This window comes from Mesorhizobium sp. CA6, assembly GCF_020165035.1.
Classification (GTDB): domain Bacteria; phylum Pseudomonadota; class Alphaproteobacteria; order Rhizobiales; family Rhizobiaceae; genus Mesorhizobium.
This window is the reverse complement of sequence record NZ_JAIUHI010000008.1, coordinates 182,768-203,017: the sequence shown is the minus strand read 5'-3', so window position 1 is coordinate 203,017 and position 20,250 is coordinate 182,768. Positions and strand designations below refer to the sequence as shown.

At 64.2% G+C, this 20,250-nt stretch carries 18 protein-coding genes and 1 riboswitch; of the genes, 10 read left to right on the top strand and 8 right to left on the bottom strand.

From position 1 onward, the window contains the following. Nucleotides 1-8: 8 nt before the first annotated feature. Nucleotides 9-2,063 carry a DNA topoisomerase IV subunit B gene (gene parE / locus LB526_RS14530; protein ID WP_224525371.1) on the bottom strand — a complete coding sequence of 685 codons (2,055 nt, stop codon included), beginning with the start codon at nucleotides 2,061-2,063 and terminating at the stop codon, nucleotides 9-11. A 255-nt stretch (nucleotides 2,064-2,318) separates the two neighbouring features. Between parE and cpaB the strand changes: the two genes are divergently transcribed. The 9 genes from cpaB (at nucleotide 2,319) to LB526_RS14485 (ending at nucleotide 11,608) form a co-directional block, all read left to right on the top strand. Continuing rightward, a complete protein-coding gene (cpaB, locus tag LB526_RS14525; RefSeq protein WP_224525372.1) occupies nucleotides 2,319-3,233 on the top strand; it encodes a Flp pilus assembly protein CpaB in 915 nt (304 codons plus the stop codon). 29 nt (nucleotides 3,234-3,262) lie between these two features. Then, on the top strand, nucleotides 3,263-4,702 hold the full coding sequence (locus LB526_RS14520) for a type II and III secretion system protein family protein (protein WP_224525373.1): 1,440 nt from the start codon (nucleotides 3,263-3,265) through the stop codon (nucleotides 4,700-4,702). Between the two features lie 4 nt (nucleotides 4,703-4,706). Continuing rightward, entirely contained in the window at nucleotides 4,707-4,979 is a 273-nt protein-coding gene (locus LB526_RS14515) for a hypothetical protein (RefSeq protein WP_140690575.1), read from the top strand. 13 nt (nucleotides 4,980-4,992) lie between these two features. Then, nucleotides 4,993-6,207, top strand: a complete 1,215-nt coding sequence (locus LB526_RS14510; protein ID WP_095765078.1) for a CpaE family protein — start codon at nucleotides 4,993-4,995, stop codon at nucleotides 6,205-6,207. Beyond that, on the top strand, nucleotides 6,204-7,625 hold the full coding sequence (locus LB526_RS14505; RefSeq protein ID WP_140840376.1) for a CpaF family protein: 1,422 nt from the start codon (nucleotides 6,204-6,206) through the stop codon (nucleotides 7,623-7,625). The genes LB526_RS14510 and LB526_RS14505 overlap by 4 nt, the downstream gene beginning before the upstream one ends. 4 nt (nucleotides 7,626-7,629) lie before the next feature. Next, a complete protein-coding gene (locus LB526_RS29715) occupies nucleotides 7,630-8,595 on the top strand; it encodes a type II secretion system F family protein (RefSeq protein ID WP_095765080.1) in 966 nt (321 codons plus the stop codon). A 1-nt stretch (nucleotide 8,596) separates the two neighbouring features. Next, the gene (locus LB526_RS14495; RefSeq protein WP_224525374.1) at nucleotides 8,597-9,559 is read left to right on the top strand and encodes a type II secretion system F family protein; all 963 of its coding nucleotides are present in this window, start codon (nucleotides 8,597-8,599) and stop codon (nucleotides 9,557-9,559) included. A gap of 228 nt (nucleotides 9,560-9,787) precedes the next feature. Continuing rightward, entirely contained in the window at nucleotides 9,788-10,261 is a 474-nt protein-coding gene (locus LB526_RS14490; protein ID WP_095765082.1) for a hypothetical protein, read from the top strand. Nucleotides 10,262-10,435: 174 nt separating this feature from the next. Next, a complete protein-coding gene (locus tag LB526_RS14485; RefSeq protein ID WP_224525376.1) occupies nucleotides 10,436-11,608 on the top strand; it encodes a GGDEF domain-containing protein in 1,173 nt (390 codons plus the stop codon). 7 nt (nucleotides 11,609-11,615) lie between these two features. On the opposite strand, the gene gcvP is transcribed toward LB526_RS14485, so the two are convergent. Genes gcvP through gcvT form a run of 3 tightly spaced genes read right to left on the bottom strand, consistent with a single transcriptional unit; the run spans nucleotide 11,616 to nucleotide 15,919 of the window. Next, nucleotides 11,616-14,426: an aminomethyl-transferring glycine dehydrogenase gene (gene gcvP, locus LB526_RS14480; RefSeq protein ID WP_224628161.1), complete on the bottom strand. Its 2,811-nt coding sequence runs from the start codon at nucleotides 14,424-14,426 to the stop codon at nucleotides 11,616-11,618. Between the two features lie 16 nt (nucleotides 14,427-14,442). Next, nucleotides 14,443-14,811, bottom strand: coding sequence for a glycine cleavage system protein GcvH (gene gcvH, locus LB526_RS14475; RefSeq protein WP_095765085.1), 369 nt, complete (start codon nucleotides 14,809-14,811; stop codon nucleotides 14,443-14,445). A gap of 7 nt (nucleotides 14,812-14,818) precedes the next feature. Continuing rightward, entirely contained in the window at nucleotides 14,819-15,919 is a 1,101-nt protein-coding gene (gene gcvT, locus LB526_RS14470; RefSeq protein WP_224628160.1) for a glycine cleavage system aminomethyltransferase GcvT, read from the bottom strand. 149 nt (nucleotides 15,920-16,068) lie between these two features. Next, nucleotides 16,069-16,155, bottom strand: a riboswitch (glycine riboswitch). A 222-nt stretch (nucleotides 16,156-16,377) separates the two neighbouring features. Between gcvT and LB526_RS14465 the strand changes: the two genes are divergently transcribed. After that, nucleotides 16,378-17,382: a hypothetical protein gene (locus LB526_RS14465; protein ID WP_224628159.1), complete on the top strand. Its 1,005-nt coding sequence runs from the start codon at nucleotides 16,378-16,380 to the stop codon at nucleotides 17,380-17,382. Here the strand turns inward: LB526_RS14465 and LB526_RS14460 are convergent. From LB526_RS14460 to LB526_RS14445, 4 genes are all read right to left on the bottom strand, one after another. Further along, on the bottom strand, nucleotides 17,379-17,837 hold the full coding sequence (locus LB526_RS14460) for a GNAT family N-acetyltransferase (protein WP_224628158.1): 459 nt from the start codon (nucleotides 17,835-17,837) through the stop codon (nucleotides 17,379-17,381). The two genes, LB526_RS14465 and LB526_RS14460, sit on opposite strands and share 4 nt — an antisense overlap. Next, the gene (locus tag LB526_RS14455; RefSeq protein ID WP_224628157.1) at nucleotides 17,809-18,600 is read right to left on the bottom strand and encodes a molybdopterin-binding protein; all 792 of its coding nucleotides are present in this window, start codon (nucleotides 18,598-18,600) and stop codon (nucleotides 17,809-17,811) included. Before LB526_RS14455 ends, LB526_RS14460 begins: the two co-directional genes overlap by 29 nt. A gap of 1 nt (nucleotide 18,601) precedes the next feature. Further along, entirely contained in the window at nucleotides 18,602-19,474 is an 873-nt protein-coding gene (locus LB526_RS14450) for a cytochrome b/b6 domain-containing protein (protein WP_224628155.1), read from the bottom strand. Nucleotides 19,475-19,572: 98 nt separating this feature from the next. Further along, nucleotides 19,573-20,244 carry a DUF1345 domain-containing protein gene (locus LB526_RS14445; RefSeq protein ID WP_224628154.1) on the bottom strand — a complete coding sequence of 224 codons (672 nt, stop codon included), beginning with the start codon at nucleotides 20,242-20,244 and terminating at the stop codon, nucleotides 19,573-19,575. Between the last annotated feature and the right edge of the window lie 6 nt (nucleotides 20,245-20,250).

Genomic DNA, 20,250 nt, shown 5'->3' with positions numbered 1-20,250 from the left:
GTAGGCGATCAGATATCCAGCACGTCCGCCTCGGCGAATTCGGCGCGCTCCTGGATGAAGCGGAAGCGCGCCTCGGGTTTGGTGCCCATCAGCGCGTCGACGGCATCCTTGGTGGCCTGCTCGGCGTCGATCACGTCGACCCTCAAAAGCGTGCGCTTCCTCGGATCCATCGTGGTCTCCTTGAGCTGTGAGGCCATCATCTCGCCCAGGCCCTTGAAGCGGCCGATCTCGACCTTGCCGCGCCCGGTGAACTCGGTGCGCAGCAGTTCGTCCTTGTGCGCGTCGTCGCGGGCATAGCCGACCTTGCCGCCTTGCCGGATCGAATAGAGCGGCGGCACGGCCATGTAGAGATGGCCGCCGCGGATCAGGTTCGGCATCTCCTGATAGAAGAAGGTGATCAGCAACGAAGCGATGTGCGCGCCGTCGACGTCGGCGTCAGTCATGATGATTACGCGGTCGTAGCGCAGATCCTCGTCGCGATATTTCGAACGCGTGCCGCAGCCGAGCGCCTGGATGAGATCGGAAATCTGCTGGTTGGCAGCAAGCTTGTCGTTGCCGGCGGAGGCGACGTTGAGGATCTTGCCGCGCAGCGGCAGCACTGCCTGGCTGGCACGGTCGCGCGCCTGCTTGGCCGAGCCGCCGGCCGAGTCGCCCTCGACGATGAAGATCTCGGCGCCCGCGGCGGCGTTCTGCGTGCAGTCGGCAAGCTTTCCCGGAAGGCGCAGCTTGCGCACCGCGCTTTTGCGCGAGACTTCCTTTTCCTGCCGGCGCCGCACGCGTTCGTCGGCGCGCGCGATGACCCACTCCAGAAGCTTGGAGGCTTCCTGCGGATTGTCCGCCAGCCAGTGGTCGAACGGGTCGCGAAGGGCGTTTTCGACGATGCGCATTGCCTCGATCGTCGCCAGCCTGTCCTTGGTCTGGCCGACGAATTCCGGCTCGCGGATGAACACCGACAGCATGCCGGCGGCCGAGATCATCACGTCATCGGTGGTAATGATCGAAGCTCGCTTGTTGCCGATGAGGTCGGCGTAGGCGCGCAGCCCGCGCGTCAGCACGTTGCGGAAGCCGGCCTCATGCGTGCCGCCTTCGGGGGTCGGAATGGTGTTGCAATAGGAGTTGAGGAAACCGTCGCCGCCGAACCAGGTCACAGCCCATTCGAGCGAACCGTGGCCGCCCTGCTTGTCGCTCTTCCCGGCGAAAACCTCGCGCGTGACCTGGAATTCGTCGCCCAGCGTCGCCTTGAGATAGTCCTTGAGGCCGCCGGGGAAATGGAACTCGGCCTTTGCCGGCGTCTGATCCTTGTCCTTGATCAGCGACGGATCGCAGGTCCAGCGGATCTCGACGCCGCCGAACAGATAGGCCTTCGAGCGCGTCATGCGGTAAAGGCGCGCCGGTTCGAAGGCGGCGCCCTTGCCGAAAATCTGCTCGTCGGGATGGAAGCGGGTCTTCGTGCCGCGGCGGTTGTGGACCTCGCCGAGATGCTCCAATCCACTGACCGGGACGCCGCGCGAAAAACGCTGCCGGTAGAGCTGACGACCCCGCGCGACCTCGACCTCGAGGTGGTCGGACAGCGCATTGACGACCGAGACGCCGACGCCGTGCAAGCCGCCGGAGGTCTCGTAAACCTTGGAGTCGAACTTGCCGCCCGAATGCAGCGTGGTCATGATGACTTCGAGCGCCGGCTTCTTGAATTTCGGATGCGGATCGACCGGGATGCCGCGGCCGTTGTCGGTGACGGTCAGGAACCCGTCGGCGGAAAGCTCGACGTCGATGAAGGTGGCGTGGCCGGCCACCGCTTCGTCCATCGAATTGTCGATGACCTCGGCGAACAGGTGATGCATCGCCTTGTCGTCGGTGCCGCCGATATACATGCCAGGACGGCGCCGCACCGGCTCGAGCCCTTCCAGCACCTCGATATCGGCGGCGCTGTAGCCCTCGCTGCCGTCGCGGGTGGCGGTCGTACGCTTCGCCGCCTGCACCAGCGGATCGGCGGGCCGCGAGGGCGCGCGCACTTGCTGTGCCGGCTTTTCCATCTTGCCGAAGAGGTCGTTGTTGTCGTCCATGCGAGGCCTAGCGTCCGGTAATGCGAATCATTCGTGGATACTGCCACGCTTTTGGCGGGCGAACGAGTTCCTGTTCCGTTCAGGGATTCAAACTGTCTCTTATTCTAAAACCATTCGATAACCAAGCCGGCCGAAATAGGGCGGTTGGCGGGTCGCGGGATTCCTGATTCTTTAACATTAACGCCTAGCGTGAGGCCCAACCAACAAAAGACCACGGGCGTCAGGGGTTCCATTGTGAGGGGCAGGGCCATAACCATGATCGGCATCGCCGCCGTTTTCGGCGCGATCTCGATCTTTGCGGCGGATTTCTGGGTCAAGAGCCAGGCGAAGGCTCAGGCCGAGGTCAAGGTCGTCGTGGCGCCGCAGCAGCCCAAGGTCGAGTTCAAGACCATCGTGGTGGCGCAAGCGCCGCTGCGCTACGGCATGGAGCTTGGACGGCCGCAACTCGCCGAGATTCCGTGGCCGCAGGATTCACTACCGCAGGGCGCTTTCCCGACAATCGACAAGCTGCTTGCGGACGGCAGCCGGGTCGTGCTGTCGCCGATCGAGGTCAACGAACCGGTGCTGCTCACCAAGCTGTCGGGACCGAACGGCCGCGCCACGCTTTCCAACATGCTGTCGGCGGGAATGCGGGCCGTCACCATCCGCACCGACGAGATCGCCGGCGTCGGCGGCTTCATCACGCCGGGAGACCGCGTCGACGTCGTGCTGACGCGCGATGCTGGGGACATCCAGGAAGTGTCCAAGAATGCTCAAGGGGCTGCCGGCTCGACCGTCACGTCCGAGATCGTTGTCTCCGATGCCAAGGTGCTCTCGGTCGGACAGGGCGCCGATGAACGCAAGACCGAGCCGCAAGTCGCCAATTCGGTGACCATCGAGGTGACCAACGACGGGGCGCAGAAGGTGGCGCTTGCCCGCACCGTCGGCACGCTGTCGTTGTCGCTGCGGTCGGCCGCCGACGCCAGCGCCAGCGAAAGCGGGCTGACGACCATCTCGTCCTTCGGCGGTTCGGTTGCCGCAAATGCGCAGGCGAGCGCCGCCTCGCTCGTCAATGCGGTGACGAAGGACCAGGACGAGCCGAAATTCAAGACGGTGATCGTGACGCGCGGCGACAAGGTCGAGGAATACAAGGTTCCTTCGCGGCAACCGCCGCAGGAACTGCAGCAATAGCCGGTGGGGACCGGCGGGGACGGGGCAAGATGTTCGGGTTTGATACATTTCGGACGACCGGGGGATGGCGTCTTCTCGGCGTGATTGCGCTGGCGGCGACAGTGCTTGCCGTCGCCGCGCCGGCAAGGGCGGGCAATGACGTCGTCTATGTCTCGGCGAACAAGAACGCCTCGATCAAGGTCGCCAAGGGCAAGCCGAAGACGATCATGACGAGCGCCGCCTTCTACCAGATCGTCATCGGCGATCCGGAGATCGCCAACGTCAACCCGCTGACCGACAAATCCTTCTATGTGCTGGGCAACAACCTGGGTACCACCGGCATTGCCCTGTTCGACCAGAACAAGCAGCTTGTCGGCACCATCGACATCGAGGTGACGCTGGATACCGACCAGTTGGCCAGCACCATCCGCGCCAGCGTGCCCGACGCCAAGATCAAGGTCGGCTCGGCAAACGGGCGCGTCGTGCTGTCGGGCGAAGCCGACGATGCGGTCGCCGCCGACAAAGCCAGCAAGATTGCGTCACGCTTTTCCGGCAATGAGGAAGTCATCAACTCGGTCAACATCTCGTCCTCGCAGCAGGTTCAGCTCAACGTCCGATTCGTCGAGATCAACCGCCAGGCCGGCCAGGACCTCGGCGCCAAATACGCCGCCAATTTCGCCTATGGCATCGGCAACCGCAAAGTCGTGCTGAATCCGGATGGAGGAAACCTGACAGCAGCGGGAACAGGCGAGATCATCGGCAGCCTGCTGTCGAACGGCGTTTCCATCGATATCGCCATCAAGGCGCTGGAGGAACGCGGCCTGGCGCGACGGCTGGCGGAGCCGAACCTGATCGCGCGTTCGGGCCAGACGGCGAGCTTCCTTGCCGGCGGCGAATTCCCGATCCCGGTTTCCGAAGACAATGGCAAGATCAGCGTCACCTACAAGAAGTACGGCGTAGGCCTCGATTTCACGCCGACGGTGCTGAAGGACGGGCTGGTCAGCCTCGACATCGCGCCGGAAGTGTCCTCGATCGACCCGTCCGCTTCCATCCAGGTCAGCAGCGGCATTTCCATTCCGGCCTTCATCGTGCGCCGCGCCAGGACATCGGTCGACCTCAAGAACGGCCAGAGTTTCATGATCGCCGGCCTCCTGCAGTCGCAGAACGACATCACGACATCGCGGGTGCCGGGGATCGGCAAGCTGCCGGTGCTCGGCCCGCTGTTTTCCTCGAAGTCCTATCAGCGGCGCGAAACCGATCTGGTGATCATCGTCACGCCCTACTTGGTCAAGCCGGTCGATCCCTCGAAGAAGATGGTCGAGCCGACCGACGGCACCCAGCCGGCAAGTCCCGCCGACTATTTCCTGAACAACACCGAGGAAGTGAACGCCTCGGCGTCAAAGCGTCCGGTGGCGCTGGCTGACGGCAGCGCCGCCCGCCCGGTGGCTGCCGCCACGTCCGGCCACTTCCTCGATCTGCCAAAGGATTAAGGCCATGCGCATCCCCGTTTGCATCGCTCTGCTGCTCGCCGGTTTCGCCGGCGGTTGCACCAGCGACGACTATGTACGCGCCGAAGGGGTGACCTTGGCGGCCGGCAACGCGCAGGCGTCCAACACCGCCATGCAGATGGTCGATCCCTGGAAGTACGGCGTCCAGAACACAAGGCTCCTGGTGCCAGCCCAGCGTCCGGGCTCCGAGAGCGCTGCCGTCGGTGCGAAGGCCGGCTCCGTGTCGTCACCGACGACATCATCAACAACATCGAATTGATGGGCTGGCGAGGATGGCATCTGGTAGCAAGACCAAGAAGATCCTGCTCGTTTCGACGGACAGGACGTTCTTGCAGGACACGCGGACGGCTTTCGCGGCCTCCGAGGTCATTGAGCTCTTGACGCTGGAAAAGAGCGTCAACGAACTGCGCGGCGAGATCCTCGAGGCGGACTTCGGCACGGTCATCGTCGACATGGATGCAGCCAAGCTCGAGGAAATCGAGTCGCTGCAGCGCGTCATGCGGCGGCTGGAAGGCAGCGTTCCGGTGGTCGTCGTCACCCAGGAATTCAACGCGGCGGCGGTACGCATCCTGGTGCAGCTCAAGGTCGCCGATTTCCTGGTCAAGCCGATCACCACGGCCGACCTCGTGCGTTCCGTCATCCGTGCGCTGCAAGGACCGGGGCGGGAAGAGAACACCGAATCGCACATCTACACGTTCATGCCGGCAGCCGGCGGTGTCGGCACCACCACGCTCGCCTTGCAGACGGCCTTCCAGCTGCATCATTCGGTGATGCGGGGCGCCTCGACCTGCGTCGTCGACCTCAATTTCCAGCAGGGCGCCTGCGCCGAATATCTCGACCTCGAACCGCGCTTCGACATCACCGAAATCGAGAACCAGCCGGAGCGCCTCGACCGGCAACTGCTCGACGTGATGCTGTCCAAGCATGCGAGCGGGCTGTGCGTGCTTGCCGCGCCGACGCGACCCTCGGACATGCGCTCGTTCAAGACCGATGTCGTGGTGCGCATGCTCGACCTCGTGGCGGCCTATTTCGACAATGTCGTCATCGACATGCCGCGCACCTGGTTCCCCTGGACCGAGACGGTGCTGCTGGGTTCCAACAAGCTCTATATCGTCGCCGAGATGACGGTGCCCTGCCTGCGCCATACGCAGCGTCTCATCCAGGCCGTGTATGAGACCGCCGGCAAGGAAGTGAAGCCCAACGTCATCGTCAACCGCTTCGAGCAGAAGATGTTCGACAACGGCATCAAGCAGGCCGACGTTCAGGAGATACTCGGCGAGCATTTCGTCGGCGGCATCTCCAACAATTACCGGCTGGTGCGCGAGGCGGTCGACCGCGGCGTACCGCTGCACGCCATCGACCCCAACGCCAATGTCGTCAACGACCTGAAGAAGATCATCCTGCCCGAGGAGGCCGTCCAGACGATCGCCAAGTCGAGGTCGCTGTTCGGCCTGGGCAAAGGCTTGCTGAAGAGGAAGGCAGGATGACCAGCCGCTTCTCCAACCTGCAGAGCCGCGACGTCCGCCCGCAGCGGGCGCCCGAACCCGCGCCGGTCACGCACAATGCAGTGATCATCCCGACGACCCGCAAACCGGCGCCGCCCAGGCCTGAGGCAGCCCCCGCAAAGAGCGCCAACAAGGTGCTGGACGCACGCGTGCGCATCCATCGCATGCTGCTCGAGGAGATCAACCTCGTGGCGCTGGAGCGGCTGCCCCGGGATGAAATGCGCCGGCAGGTGCATGATTTCGTCTCGGAAAAGACGCGCCAGGAGCGGATGGCAATCAACAATGCCGAGCTCGACGCCTTGGTCGACGACATCGTCGACGAGATGGTCGGCCTCGGCCCGCTGGAGCCGCTGCTCAAGGACCCCGAGATCAACGATATCCTGATCAATGGCCACCAGAACTGCTTCGTCGAAAAACGCGGCAAGCTGCAGCAGGTCCACATCCCGTTCAAGGATGAGGCGCATCTGCTTAGAATCATTAATAAAATCGTCGCCGCAGTCGGCCGCCGCGTCGATGAATCGCAGCCGATGGTCGACGCCCGGATGCTCGACGGCTCGCGCTTCAACGCGGCGATCCGCCCCGTCGGCGTCGACGGCCCGCTGGTGTCGATCCGCAAGTTCTCCAAGAACAAGCTCGGCCTGCACAAGCTCGTCGAATTCGGCGCCATTACCCAGAACATGGCCGAGGTGCTGGCGGCGGCGGTGCATGCCCGCAAGACCACGATCATCTCCGGCGGCACCGGCACGGGCAAGACGACGATGCTCAACGCTTTGTCGGCCTTCATTCCGGAAGACGAGCGCCTGATCACCATCGAGGACGCGGCCGAGCTGCAATTGCAGCAGCCGCATGTCGCGCGCATGGAGACGCGTCCGGCCAACATCGAGGGCCAGGGCGAATTGAAGCAGCGCGACCTGGTCAAGAACGCGCTGCGCATGCGCCCCGACCGCGTCATCCTCGGCGAATGTCGCGGCGAGGAAGCCTTCGACATGCTGCAGGCGATGAACACCGGCCATGAAGGGTCGATGGCCACCATCCATGCCAACACGCCGCGCGATGCCATCTCGCGTCTGGAACAGATGCTCGGGATGACCGGCATGCCGATGACCGTGCAGTCGATCCGCAGCCAGATTTCCAGCGCCATCGACATCATCGTCCAGCTGACGCGCCTTTCCGACGGCAAGCGCAAGGTGACCAGCGTCGCCGAAGTGACCGGCATGGAAGGCGACGTCATCCAGATGCAGGAGATATTCCGCTTCGTGCGCACCGGCATGGAGGCGGATGGAAAGATCCTCGGCCACTTCGAGGCGACCGGCATCCGCCCGCGCTTCCTCGAGGACCTGCGCAACATGGGCATCGAATTCCCGGGCAAGTATTTCGAACCCGGCCGGCCGCAGGACTAGGCCGGTGTTCGAGGGATTCAGCCCGGTCTACGTCGTCTACGCCGCGGCGGCGCTCACCGGCATCATGATCGCCGAAGGCCTTTATCTGCTCTATGCCGGGCGCAGCGACAAGCGCACGGCCATCAACCGCCGCATGAAGCTCGCGGAGAACAAGATCAGCCAGGAGCAGGTGCTGATCCAACTGCGCAAGGAACGCGGGATCGACGGCGGCACCTCCATCTTTTCCCTCGACCGCTTCCGCGCCCTGCGCACGCAGTCCGGCATAAGCACGCCGCTGCCGAAATTCCTGACGATCACATCGGGGATCGCTCTCGCCCTGGCGCTCGTGGCGATCTGGAAGGGCTTGCCGCTCCTGTTCGGCCTTATCCTGCTTCTCTTGCTGTTGCCGGTGTTGCCGGTCATGGCATTGCGCTGGATGCGCAAGCGCCGGCACAAGCGTTTCGGGATGCAACTGCCTGAGGCGCTTGAATTGATCACGCGCGGGCTGAAGGCAGGCCATCCGGTGCCGGTGGCGATTGCCATGGTGTCGCGCGAGATGGCCGATCCGATCGGCACCGAGTTCGGCGTCGTGGCCGACGAGGTGACCTACGGCTCCGACCTGGTCTCGGCGTTGAACAATCTTTTCGACCGGGTGGGGCATGAGGACTTGCCGCTGTTCGTCACGGCGGTCTCGATCCAGAGCAGTTCGGGCGGCAATCTGCGCGAGATCCTCGATGGCCTGTCGGCGACGATCCGCGACCGCGGCAAGCTGCGCCGCAAGGTGCGCGCCATTTCGACGGAAGGGCGCATGTCGGCTTACATCCTGACCGCGGTGCCAGTGCTTCTGTTCACCGCCATCATGGTGCTGATGCCGCAGTTCTATCAGGATGTCTGGGACGTGCCGAAGACCTGGTACATGATGGGCGGCTCCATCATCTGGCTGCTGCTCGGCAACGCCATCATGTTCAAGATGTCGAATTTCAGGTTCTGAGATGGAAGACGTGATCCGCTTCCTCGCCTCGCTCGCGCCGACCTCGCTGGTGCCGTTCGCCGTGCTGCTCCTTGTGCTGGGCGGCGGCGCCGTCGCCTGGCCGCTGGTGCTCGCTAAGGGCGATCGCGGCGAGGTCAAGCGCCGGCTGAAGGTGGAGACATTGCAACCGGCCGAGCAGGCGGAGCCCGCGCCCAAGAAGAGCACCAATGCCGTGCGCGAGAAGGCGGTGAAACGGGCACAGGAGTTCTACGCCAAGAGCGATCCGGAAAATGTCGCGCGGCTGCGCCTGAAGCTCATCCAGGCCGGCTACATGGAACCGCGCGCCGTCGGCACGTTCTTCCTCATCCGTTTCGCCGCGCTGGTCGGCGCGGCGCTCGGCGCATTCCTGGTCAATCACTGGGCGGCAAGCGCCGAGTCGACCATGACCAGCCGCTGGACCTTCATTATCCTGTCGGCTGCCGGCGGCTATTTCCTGCCTGGCCTGGTGCTGATGCAGAAAATTCGGGAAAAGATGCGCGAATACCGCAACGGCTTTCCCGATTTCATGGATTTGATGATCGTCTGCTCCGATGCCGGCATGAGCATGGAGGCCGGCATCGAGCGGGTCTCCAGGGAGCTTGCCAGGACCTATCCGTCGCTCAGCCAGAACCTGATCCTGGTGTCGCTGGAGTTGCGGGCCGGGCGCAGCCTCGACGACGCGCTGAAGGCGCTTGCCGACCGCCTCAGCCTCGACGAGGTTCGCTCCTTCGCGACGCTGCTGCAGCAATCCAAGGAACTCGGCACCAGCCTGTCGGGCTCGCTGCGTGTCTTTTCCGACGAAATGCGGCACAAGCGCATGTCGCTGGCCGAGGAGAAGGCGCATGCCCTGCCGGCCAAGATGTCGGTCCCGGTGACGGTCTGTATCCTGCCGGTGGTGCTGATGATCGCTATCATTCCGATCATCGTGAAGCTGACCGCGCATTGAGTATTCAGCTGAGGCCGGTTTGCAAACGGCAGCTTCCTGCGCTCCGCCCCGGTTCTCGGAATCCGCCATTTTCGACTCGGCCTGACCTGAATCCAGGACATAGCCGTGGTTAACGCCTCCTTGGCGCGCAACCGAATTTTATCTGCATTTCGGCACCGAAGCTTAATCGCTGTCCTGTATCGTTTTTCCTGAAGAACGACCCGGCAAATCGGGCGATGGGGCAGGGGCATGCGTCAGAGACTTCCCAGGGCAGCGGCGGCATTGGCGGCCGTCTTGATGATTACCGGCTGCACGACGAACAACGATGTCGACACGACCAAGACCACGGCGATCCAGCCGGTAGCCAAGGACGTAAGCGCCAACGACCTCGTTGAAGGCAAGGCGCAGTTCCGCGAGGCGAATTTCGGCCTTGCCGAACAGCATTTCCGCAAGGCGGTCGAGCTCAAGTCCGACAATGCCGAGGCCTGGATGGGGCTTGCCGCATCCTATGACGAGCTTGGCCGCTTCGACTTCGCCGATCGCGCCTATATGCAGCTGTTGAAGGTCGCCGGGCGCAAGCCGCAGATCGTCAACAATATGGGCTATTCGCAGCTTCTGCGCGGCAACAAGAAAAAAGCGCGCGCGCTGCTGCTCGAGGCCAAGGCCGGCATGGCCGATCAGACAGTGGTCGATGCCAATCTGGCGCTGCTCGACAAGGGCTGATCCTGCTCCCGCTTCGCGTATTCCGTGTGCCGTCATGGGATTTCGCCTCACATGTCGACGCTTTGTAAACCCTGTGTCGAGGTAGCGTTGGGTGTCCGCCGAAAACGGTTTGCGCCGGGCGCCGCCAGTCTACATTGAGGAGCGACGGGCACCCGCTAGAGGCAGTTCTTCAGGATGTTGGATTTCAGTTCGCTCCTGCTCGCGGCGGCGCTGTCGGGTACATGCCTCAGCATCACTATGTTTGCGATCTGGCTCGCCACACCGAGGGCGCGCTTCGTGCTCACGGTCGCCTGCGGCATCCTCGTGCTCGTCGCCCATGTCGTCGCGTTCTGGCGCTATACCAAGAATGCCGATCCCTGGCTGTGCCAGGTCGTGCTCGCGCTGCTGACCCTGGGTTTCCTGGTCCTCTGCCTGTCGGCGATGCAGTATCTCGGCTTTCGCGACTACCGCCGCGCCATCGTGCCGACGCTGGCCGCGATGGCTGCCTGCGCGATCTTCACCTTTCTCGGTTTCGACGGCATCGGCTTTCAGATCACCTATGCGGCCGTGACGGCGTTGCTTGCGGCGATCGGGGCGATGTTCTGGATGAAGGGGGATCACGACCGCCGGATATTGCTCGTCGTTTCGTTCCTCAGCGGCGCCTGCGGCTTGTCCTTCGTGCTGTGCGGCCTGGCGTTGCTGACGCAAGAGCAATGGGTTCTCGGCGCTGCGCCCGACAATTGGGCGGAGCGATTGAACTCCGTCGTCGCGGTCGCCTGCATGACCGGCCTCGGCGCATTGACGCTTTCACTGCACCATCTGCAGGCGCAGATCGAGCTCAAGGCCGAAACCATGACCGATCCGCTGACCGGCCTGATGAACCGCAGGGCGCTCACCGAGCTTTACGGCGAGCGCAGCTTCGGTCCGTTCATGGCGATCGCCATGTTCGATCTCGACCATTTCAAGATGACCAACGACGTCTTCGGTCATCCCGTTGGCGACCAGGTTCTTTGCCGCTTCGCGGCGGTGATCAGGAAATATGGCAGGACAGGGATCGACGCGTTCCGGCTGGGCGGCGAGGAATTCGCGCTCGTCATGTCGCGCGTGACACCGGAAAAAGCGCATGACATTGCAAGCCGGATCGGCGTCGCTTTCGGCACCGAGGTCGTCGCGACCCATCGCGGGCCGCTGCGCAGCAGTGTCAGCGGCGGCATGGGTTTCGGGTCGATCGCGGGCCGTCCGCTCCATGAGGTGCTGGCGCAGGCCGACGCCGCGCTTTATGCGGCCAAGCGTGCCGGGCGCAACCGTGTCGTCGTTCAGGACGGAGCGGTCCAGCCCGATGCCGGGCCGGCCCTGAAGTCTGCCTGAGCAGACGCTACTCGGCCGCGCCGAGATATTCCGACAGCGGCGGACAGGAGCAGACCAAGTTGCGGTCGCCGGCGACGTTGTCGATGCGCGAGACCGGCGGCCAGTATTTCGCGGCCAGATCGGCGTCGCCCGCCGGATAGGCCGCCTCCAGCCGCGAATAGGGATGCTTCCACTCGCCGGCAAGCGCTTCCGCCGCGGTGTGCGGGGCGTTGACCAGCGGGTTGTCGTTGGACGGCCACTCGCCCTTCGCCACTTTCGCCGCCTCGGCGGCGATGGCGATCATCGCCTCGCAAAACCGGTCGAGCTCACGCTTAGGCTCGGACTCGGTCGGCTCGACCATCAGAGTGCCGGCAACCGGGAACGACATCGTCGGCGCATGGAAGCCGTAGTCGATCAGGCGCTTGGCGATGTCGTCGACGCTGATGCCGGCGCTCTCCTTGAGAACGCGCGTGTCGAGGATGCACTCATGGGCGATGCGGTCGCTTCTGCCTTTGTAAAGCAGCGGGTAGTGTGGCGCGAGCCGTGTCGCCACATAGTTGGCCGAAACGATCGCCGTCTCCGTCGCTTGCTTCAGGCCGGTGCCGCCCATCATGCGGATATACATCCAAGTGATCGGCAGGATGGAGGCGCTGCCGAAGGGCGCCGCCGCCACGGCATGCGCCGAGCCTTCGGTGACATGGCCCGGCAAATAGGGTTTCAGATGCGCCCTGACGCCGATCGGACCGACGCCCGGGCCGCCGCCGCCATGCGGGATGCAGAAGGTCTTGTGCAGGTTCATGTGGCAGACGTCGGCGCCGATGTCGCCGGGACGGGCGAGGCCGACCAGGGCATTGAGGTTGGCGCCGTCGAAATAGACCTGGCCGCCATGCTCGTGGATCAGCGCACACAGATGACGCGCGCCTTCCTCGTAGACGCCATGCGTCGAAGGGTAGGTGAACATCAGCGCCGCGAGGTTCTTGGAATGCTCATTGGCCTTGGCGCGCAGATCGTCCATGTCGATATTGCCGTCGTCCAGGCAACGCACGACGACGACGCTCATGCCGGCCATCGCGGCGCTTGCCGGATTGGTGCCATGCGCGGAAGACGGGATCAGGCAGATGGTGCGGTGGCCTTCGCCGCGCGCGCGGTGATAGGCGCGAATGGCGAGCAGGCCGGCATATTCGCCTTGGCTGCCGGCATTGGGCTGCAGGCTGACGGCGTCGAAGCCGGTGATTTCCGACAGCCATGCCTCCAGGTCGGCGGCCATTTTGTGATAGCCCGCCGAATGGCCGGCCGGCGCGAAGGGATGCAGATTGGCGACGCTCGGCCAACTCACCGGCATCATCTCGGCGGCGGCGTTGAGCTTCATGGTGCAGGAGCCGAGCGGGATCATGGTGCGGTCGAGCGCCAGGTCCTTGTCGGCCAGACGGCGCAGGAAGCGCATCATCTCGGTTTCGGAATGATTGTCGTGGAAGACCGGCTGGGTGAGGAACTCCTTGCCGCGCGGCTTGCCCGGCATGGAGCTGCCTTCAGCCGCGCCGGGCTTGGCGCCAAACAGGGCAGCGATCGCCTCGAGATCGGCTTCCGTGGAGGTCTCGTCGAAGGCGATGCTGACATGGTCGGCATCGATGACGCGCAGCAGCCTGCCGGTCTTCTCGGCGGCTTCTGCGATCGAGGCGGCTTTGCCCTTCACCTCCGCGGTCACGGTGTCGAAGCGGCTTGTACCGAGCACGGAAACGCCTGCTGCCCTGAGACCCGCGGCAAGACGGTCGGCAAGGCTATGGACCTGCCCGGCAATCGCCTGCAGGCCGGCAGGGCCGTGCCAGATCGCATAGGCCGTCGCCATGTTGGCCAGCAGCGCCTGCGCGGTGCAGATGTTGGAGGTGGCCTTGTCGCGGCGGATGTGCTGCTCGCGCGTCTGCAGCGCCAGCCGGTAACCGGGGCGGCCCTTGGTGTCGGTCGACTGGCCGACAAGGCGGCCGGGCATCAGCCGGGTCAGCCTGTCGGAAACGGCGCAATAGGCGGCGTGCGGACCACCGAAGCCCATCGGCACGCCGAAGCGCTGCATCGGACCGACGGCGATGTCGGCGCCGAGCTTCGCCGGCGCATCCGTCAGGGTCAGCGCCAGCGGATCGGCGATGAAGACGACCAGCGCGCCGGCGGCGCGGGCCTTCTCGACCGCCGCCTTGTGGTCGCCATAGACGCCGAACGTGTCCGGCCAGGAGACGAGCAGGGCGGCGGTGTTGTCGTCGATCGTCTCGCCATCGACCTCGATGCCGAGCGGCTCGGCCCGGGTGCGCACGACGTCCAGCGTCTGCGGATGCGGCGTGCCGGCAAGCGCCACCTTGGTGCGCTTGTCGCGGTGGTGGCGCAGGGCAATGCCGACGGCTTCGGCGACGGCGGTCGCTTCATCGAGCAGCGAGGCCGACGCCACCGGCAGGCCGGTGAGCTCGGCGACCAGGGTCTGGAAGTTGAACAGCATCTCCAGCCGGCCCTGGCTGATCTCGGCCTGGTATGGGGTGTAGGCCGTGTACCAGGCCGGGTTCTCGAATAGGTTGCGCTGGATGACCGGCGGCACGAAGACGCCGTGATAGCCGGCGCCGATGAAGCTCTTCAGCACCGTGTTCTTCGCCATGATCGCCGACAATTCGGCCAGCGCTTCGGCTTCGCTCGCCGGAGCGGGCAGGTTGAGCGGCAGGTCGAGGCGGATCGATCTCGGCACGGCCTGGCTGATCAACGTTTCGACGGATGGAACGCCGATGACGGCGAGCATCGCCCTGACGTCGTTGACGCCTGGGCCGATGTGGCGGGCCGAGAAGGGAATAGCTGCTGCGGTCATTTCCAGGATCCTGATATCAGCCGATATGGGCTTTGTAGGCGGCTTCATCCATGAGGCTGTCGAGCTGGCTTTCGTTGGCCAGCCTCATCTTCCAGAGCCAGCCGTCGCCGGTCGCGGCCGAATTGACCAGCGAGGGGTCGGCCGACAGGGAGGCGTTGGCTTCGGTGATCTCGCCGTCGACCGGCGCGTAGACGTCCGAGGCCGCCTTGACGGATTCGACCACGACGGCGGTATCGCCCTTGGCGAGCTTGCGGCCGATTTCCGGCAGCTCGACGAAAACGAGATCGCCGAGCTGTTCCTGCGCATAGTCGGTGATGCCGACCGTAGCGACGCCGCCGTCAACGCGCAGCCACTCATGGTCTTCGGTGAAATAGGTCTTTGCCATCTGGAAATCATCCTTTGCGGTAGCGATGTGGGGTGAAGGGCAGGGGCGTGACATCCACCGGAATTTTCGCCCCGCGGACATCGGCGAAGAGTTTCATGCCGGCCTTGACCAGCGCGGTGTTGACATAGCCCATAGCGACCGGGTGGCCCGCCGAGGGGCCGAAGCCGCCCGAAGCGACATGACCGGCCGGATGGCCGTCGGCATCGATCAACGCCGCGCCCGCGCGCACCGGCTGGCGTCCATCGGGCTTCAGGCCGACGCGCTTTTGCGACGGCCCGCGCTCGAGGATCGAGCGCAGCGCGTCGGCGCCGATGAAATCACCGGAAGCGCGAACTTCCTTGGGAATTGCCCACATCAATCCCGCGCTTGCCGGGTCTATCTCGGGCGTCAGGTCCTGGCCGTGCAGGCAGAGCCCGGCCTCGAGCCGCAGGCTGTCGCGGGCAGCAAGGCCGATCCACTGCACGCGCTCGTCCCCCAGCAGCCTGGCGACCAGATCCCGTGCGTCCGCTTCCGGCAGGCCGATCTCGAACCCGTCCTCGCCGGTGTAGCCGGAGCGGCTCATGAACCAGTTTTGCCGGGGCTCGACCCCATGCATGAAAAGCAGCGAGCCGGTCTCGATGCCGGCCCGCGCCAAAGCTGCCCAGGCGTCCGGCCCCTGTATCGCCAGGAAGACGCGGTCGAGCGGATCGACCCTGGCATCGAAACCGGCAGCAAGCGCGCGCAGATGCTTCTCGTCCTCCACCGCGTTGCCGGCATTGGCCACCACCATGAACCGGTTATCGCCCAGGCGCGTCACGATCAGGTCGTCAATGATGCCGGCAGCCTCGTTGAGGAAGAAGGTGTATTTGGACTGCGAGATTTCCAGCGCGCCGGCATCGAGCGGACAGGCGCGGTTCAACAAGGCAGTGGCTCCCGGACCGGAGACCTCGAACAGCTTCATATGCGAGATGTCGAACAGGCCGGCATGCTCGCGTGTGTGAAGATGCTCCTTCATCACGCCGGGCGGATAGGTGAGCGGCATCGACCAGCCGGCGAAGGCGCCGAAACGCGCGCCCGCGGCCTGATGCAAATCCTCAAGGGGGAGGTGTTTGGTGTCTTGGCCTGTCATGTCTTCTCCAGAGTCGCACGGCGATCGACCGCCATTGGCGGCCTAGTCGTGCCCCTCTGTCTGAAGCCTGAGAGACTCGCGCCCCGTAACTCTGTCGGCAGCGCTTACACCTTCGGCGCGGGAAGATTCCCGACTTTCCAGAGTTGTCTTTCCCGTCCACGGTTCTTTTGCCTGAGAGATTTCGGGCGATTTCCCCTTCGGCGACAGCTTGCGCTGCTCTCTCCCGCAAACAGGTAGGACTCAGTCGCCTGAGTCCTCGACGTGTCATCCATAGCCCGTCGGCGACACCTTGTCACCTCCCAGCGACATTTTAAGCGCGCCCTGCTTTTCAGCGACATGGATTGGCCGACAAGGCTTCGCTAACCACGCCGTTTGCCGGTTCTCAAGACAATGCTGATAAAGCTTGGCGGGGTAACGCACTCAGTTCGCCGGCAACGGGCGACGGGCAGGGACGGCAAATGGGCGAATTGATCATGAGCGCTCCGGTGGCGGGGCTGACCTCGAAGAACAAGATCACGGCCGAAGACGTGACGATGCTGCGGCGCGAGGTCTTCGCCGACGGTGTGGTAAGTCGCGGCGAGGCGGAGGCGCTGTTCGCGCTCGACCAGACGGCGCGCGACAAATGCGGCGAATGGGCGCCGTTCTTCGTCGAGGCGGTGACCGATTACATCGTCCACCAAGAAAAGCCGGAGGGCTATATCTCCGAGCAGAATGCCGACTGGCTGGTCCGAACCGTCTCGCGCGACGGCATAGTCGACGGCCGCACCGAGCTTGAACTGCTAGTGCATGTGCTGGAGGAAGCGAGGTCCTCCCCCAGCGAGCTCTCGGCCTATGCGCTGGAACAGGTCGCGCATGCGGTAATCGACGGCAAGGGTCCGCTGATGCATGGCGGCGGCCTGGTTCCCGGCCATATCGCCAAGGCCGAGGTCGATCTGCTGCGGCGCATCCTCTATGCCTATGGCGGCGACGGCAACATCGCCATCAGCAAGGCCGAGGCGGAGGTCCTGTTCAGGATCAACGACCGGACCGCGGCAGCCGACAACGATCCGTCCTGGAGCGACCTCTTCGTCAAGGCGATCGCCAACCACGTCATGTGCTCGACCGGCTACGAGCCGCCGACGCGGGAAGTGGCGCTGCGCCACGAGAACTTCCTCGACGAGGCAGCGCCGACGCTTGGCGGCTTCTTCAGCCGGATGGTCTCGGGTGGTTTCGCGGCGATCCTCGAAGCCTATCATTCGCCCGGCGATATCGAGGCCGAATGGGAAGCCAGGAACCGGGCCGCTGAAGCGCTTGCTCGCCGCGCCGAGACGATCGACGCCAGCGAGGCCGAATGGCTTGCCGAGCGTGTCGGCGGCGGCCAGCGGCCGCTGCGCGACAACGAGCGCGCGCTGCTGACGCTGATCAAGCACGCGGCGCCGGAAATCCATCCGACGCTGAAACCGCTGCTTGAGAAAGTGGCTTAGGCGTTTCCAGCAATCGTCTTGCAAAGAATGATGTTGGAATGGCCTTCGGGCCAGCCGGTCAATTCGGCCATGCGCTCGAAGCCGGCCTTTTCGTACAGGCCAGGCGCCTGGAAGTCGTGGGTCGAAACCCATATCCGCAGCGAGCCGCGCGCGGCGGCTTCCGCGACGAAGGCATCGAGCAGCTTCCTGCCGTGGCCAAGGCCTCGATAGGCTTCGTCGACCCACATCAGCGTGAGCTCGGCAATGCCCGCCCAGGAATAGCCGGCGGCCGCCCCGACGGCGCGGCCTTGCTTATCGCGCAGCGCAAAGACGAGAGCACGGTCGTCGCCACGACCGGTCAGCCGCCGGTTGTCGTTGTCGAGACGCTCCTCGATGACACCAAGCTCGGCGGCCGCTAGATCGTGCTCGGCCTGCAGGCGAGGGCCGTCAAATCCCGCCATACCAGTCGTAGCCATTGTCCTCCCAGTAGCCGCCGCGGCCGCCGCCGACATTGGCAAAACTGTCGACCAGCTCGATCTTGTAGATGTATTTCGGCATCTTGTAGCCGAGCTGGCGCTCGACCCGCACGCGCAGCGGCGCGCCGTTCTCGACCGGCAGGGGCTTGCCGTTCAGGCCGTAGGCAAGAATCGTCTGCGGGTGGCGGGCGTCGATCAGGTCGATGGTGCCGTAATATTTGATGTCGCCGGACAGGCTTTGCTCGATCGTGTCGAGGCAGTGGAACATGACATAGCGGGCCTGCGGCTTGACCACGGCCTGATCCAGCACCAGCGACAGCGGCGTGCCGGTCCATTTGGCGATGCAACTCCAGCCTTCGACACAGTCGTGGCGGGTGATCTGCGTGCGGCTCGGCATGTTCTGAAGCTGCTCGCGGGTCAACGACAGCGGTTTTTCGACGAGGCCGGCAACCTCCAGCCGCCAGTCGGCGAAATTGTTGGCGAGCAGGCCCTTGTAGGTGTCGTCGTCTGGCGCCGTGACGCCGTTCGGCCGTTGCGGCTGGCGGATATCGGCCTCGGTGAATTCCGGCGCCAGCGCGTCCCGGCCGGCAAGCAGGCGCTGCGCGCGCCAGGTCAGGCCATTGGCATTTTCGAGGAAGCTGCGCAGTCCGCCGCCGATGCCGAGACCGCTGTCGAATACGTCACAACCCGACAGCGCGATGCCGGACAGGCCGAGGCTGGCGGAGGTGAGGAATTTGCGGCGGCTGATCTGGAATTTTGCCATGTCAGGCGCTCCTCTCGGTCGGCTCAACGTGCTTCGCAGGCGGGTCGGTGCGGTACCAGCCGGTGATGATCGAACGCAGCTCGTTGATCGGGCCGGCGGCGAGGATCATCAGGATGTGGACGATGAAGAAAAGCACGAGCAGCACCATGGCGGTGAAGTGGATGGTGCGCGCCGTCTGCCTGCCGCCGAGGATTTCGTTGAGCCAGGGCAGCACTGAATTCATGCTCGGCGACATTGCGAGGCCTGTGACGATCATCAGCGGCAAAAGCACGAAGAGCACGCCGCCATAGGCCATTTTCTGCAGCGTGTTGTATTCGCGCGTGTGGTGGAACTTCAGCTTCGCATGATCGACGATGTCGCGCGGCAGCTTGCGCAGGTCTGACACGCGAGGGGCAAGATCGCGATGGATATGGCCGTTGACCAGGCTGGCGATCAGCCAGATGAGCAGGGTGGTGGTCAGGATCCAGGCGAAGAAGAAATGCACGACACGGGCAGTGCCGAGGTCGTAATAGGACGGGATCGTGGCCCAGGAAGGGAAGGCGCGGGGCGTCTCTTGTCCCGGGGGACCCGACCAGCCGAGCACGCCGGTTGTGTCGATGCGATGGCCGAAGATTTCAGTGAAGCCGCGCGGGCCGTTGGCGGTGTTTTCGGCGCCGATCTGGAGGATCGTGTTGTTGAACTCGAAGCCGGACTGCTTGCCGACATAGAGCTGCGGCCGCGCGTTGAAGATCTGCAGGCCGGAAAGCAGCATGAAGAACAGCGAGAAAGCCCAGATCCAGTGGGTCAACCGCGTCCAGCGCGATTGCCGGTAGATGAGGGTCGTGTCCTTGCCGTCCGCCTCGACGGCGGAATGGTTGTTGGCAACAGTGTCCATCTTGCCTCCGGCCGCCTCAAGCAAGCGGCTTCTCAGGTCATTGTCTCCCCCTCAATACGTCGCCGCACAAGGCAATGTTTCATGCGATCACGGATTTATTACGGAGAGCCCAGGCTGACCGCGAGATTGACTGCCGCCGCGACGATCACCGTGTTGAAGAAAAAGGTCAGGATCGAATGAACAAGCACGACCTGCCGCATTTGCGAGGTGGTGGCGGCCGTGTCCGCCGTCTGCGCCGTCATGCCGATGACCGTCGCGAAATAGAGGAAATCCCAGCCTTCCGGCCTTTTGCCGCCCGGAAAATCGAGGCCGCCGACCGGCATCTTCTTGTGGGTTTTCTCGTCGATCCCGTCGCCATCCTTCCAATAGACGTGCGCGTAGTGCAGCGACGCCATAGCGTGGATTGTGAACCAGCCGAGCGGGATCGACAATATGGCGAAGGCGAGCTGCAGCGGATGCGCGGCATCCTTGCGGTTGATCAGCAGGAACAGCGAGACGATGGCCGCGCCGACGACAAAGAGGGTGACGGCAAAGATCAGCAGCACGGGCAGGTCGGTCGCGCGCGCATTCTTGCGGAGATAGCGGCCGGTAAGGCTCGGCATCAGGGTCAGCACCAGGGCGATATAGCTTGCAAAGAACACATTGGCGCCGATCGAGTAGGGGAGCGGCCAGCGCAGCAACAAGGCAAGCAGCAGTGCCACGATACCGATGGCCGCGGCGAGGGCGAACTGCATGTGCCGATGCATCGGCGTCTTGAGATCGTCACCCATGGCCCG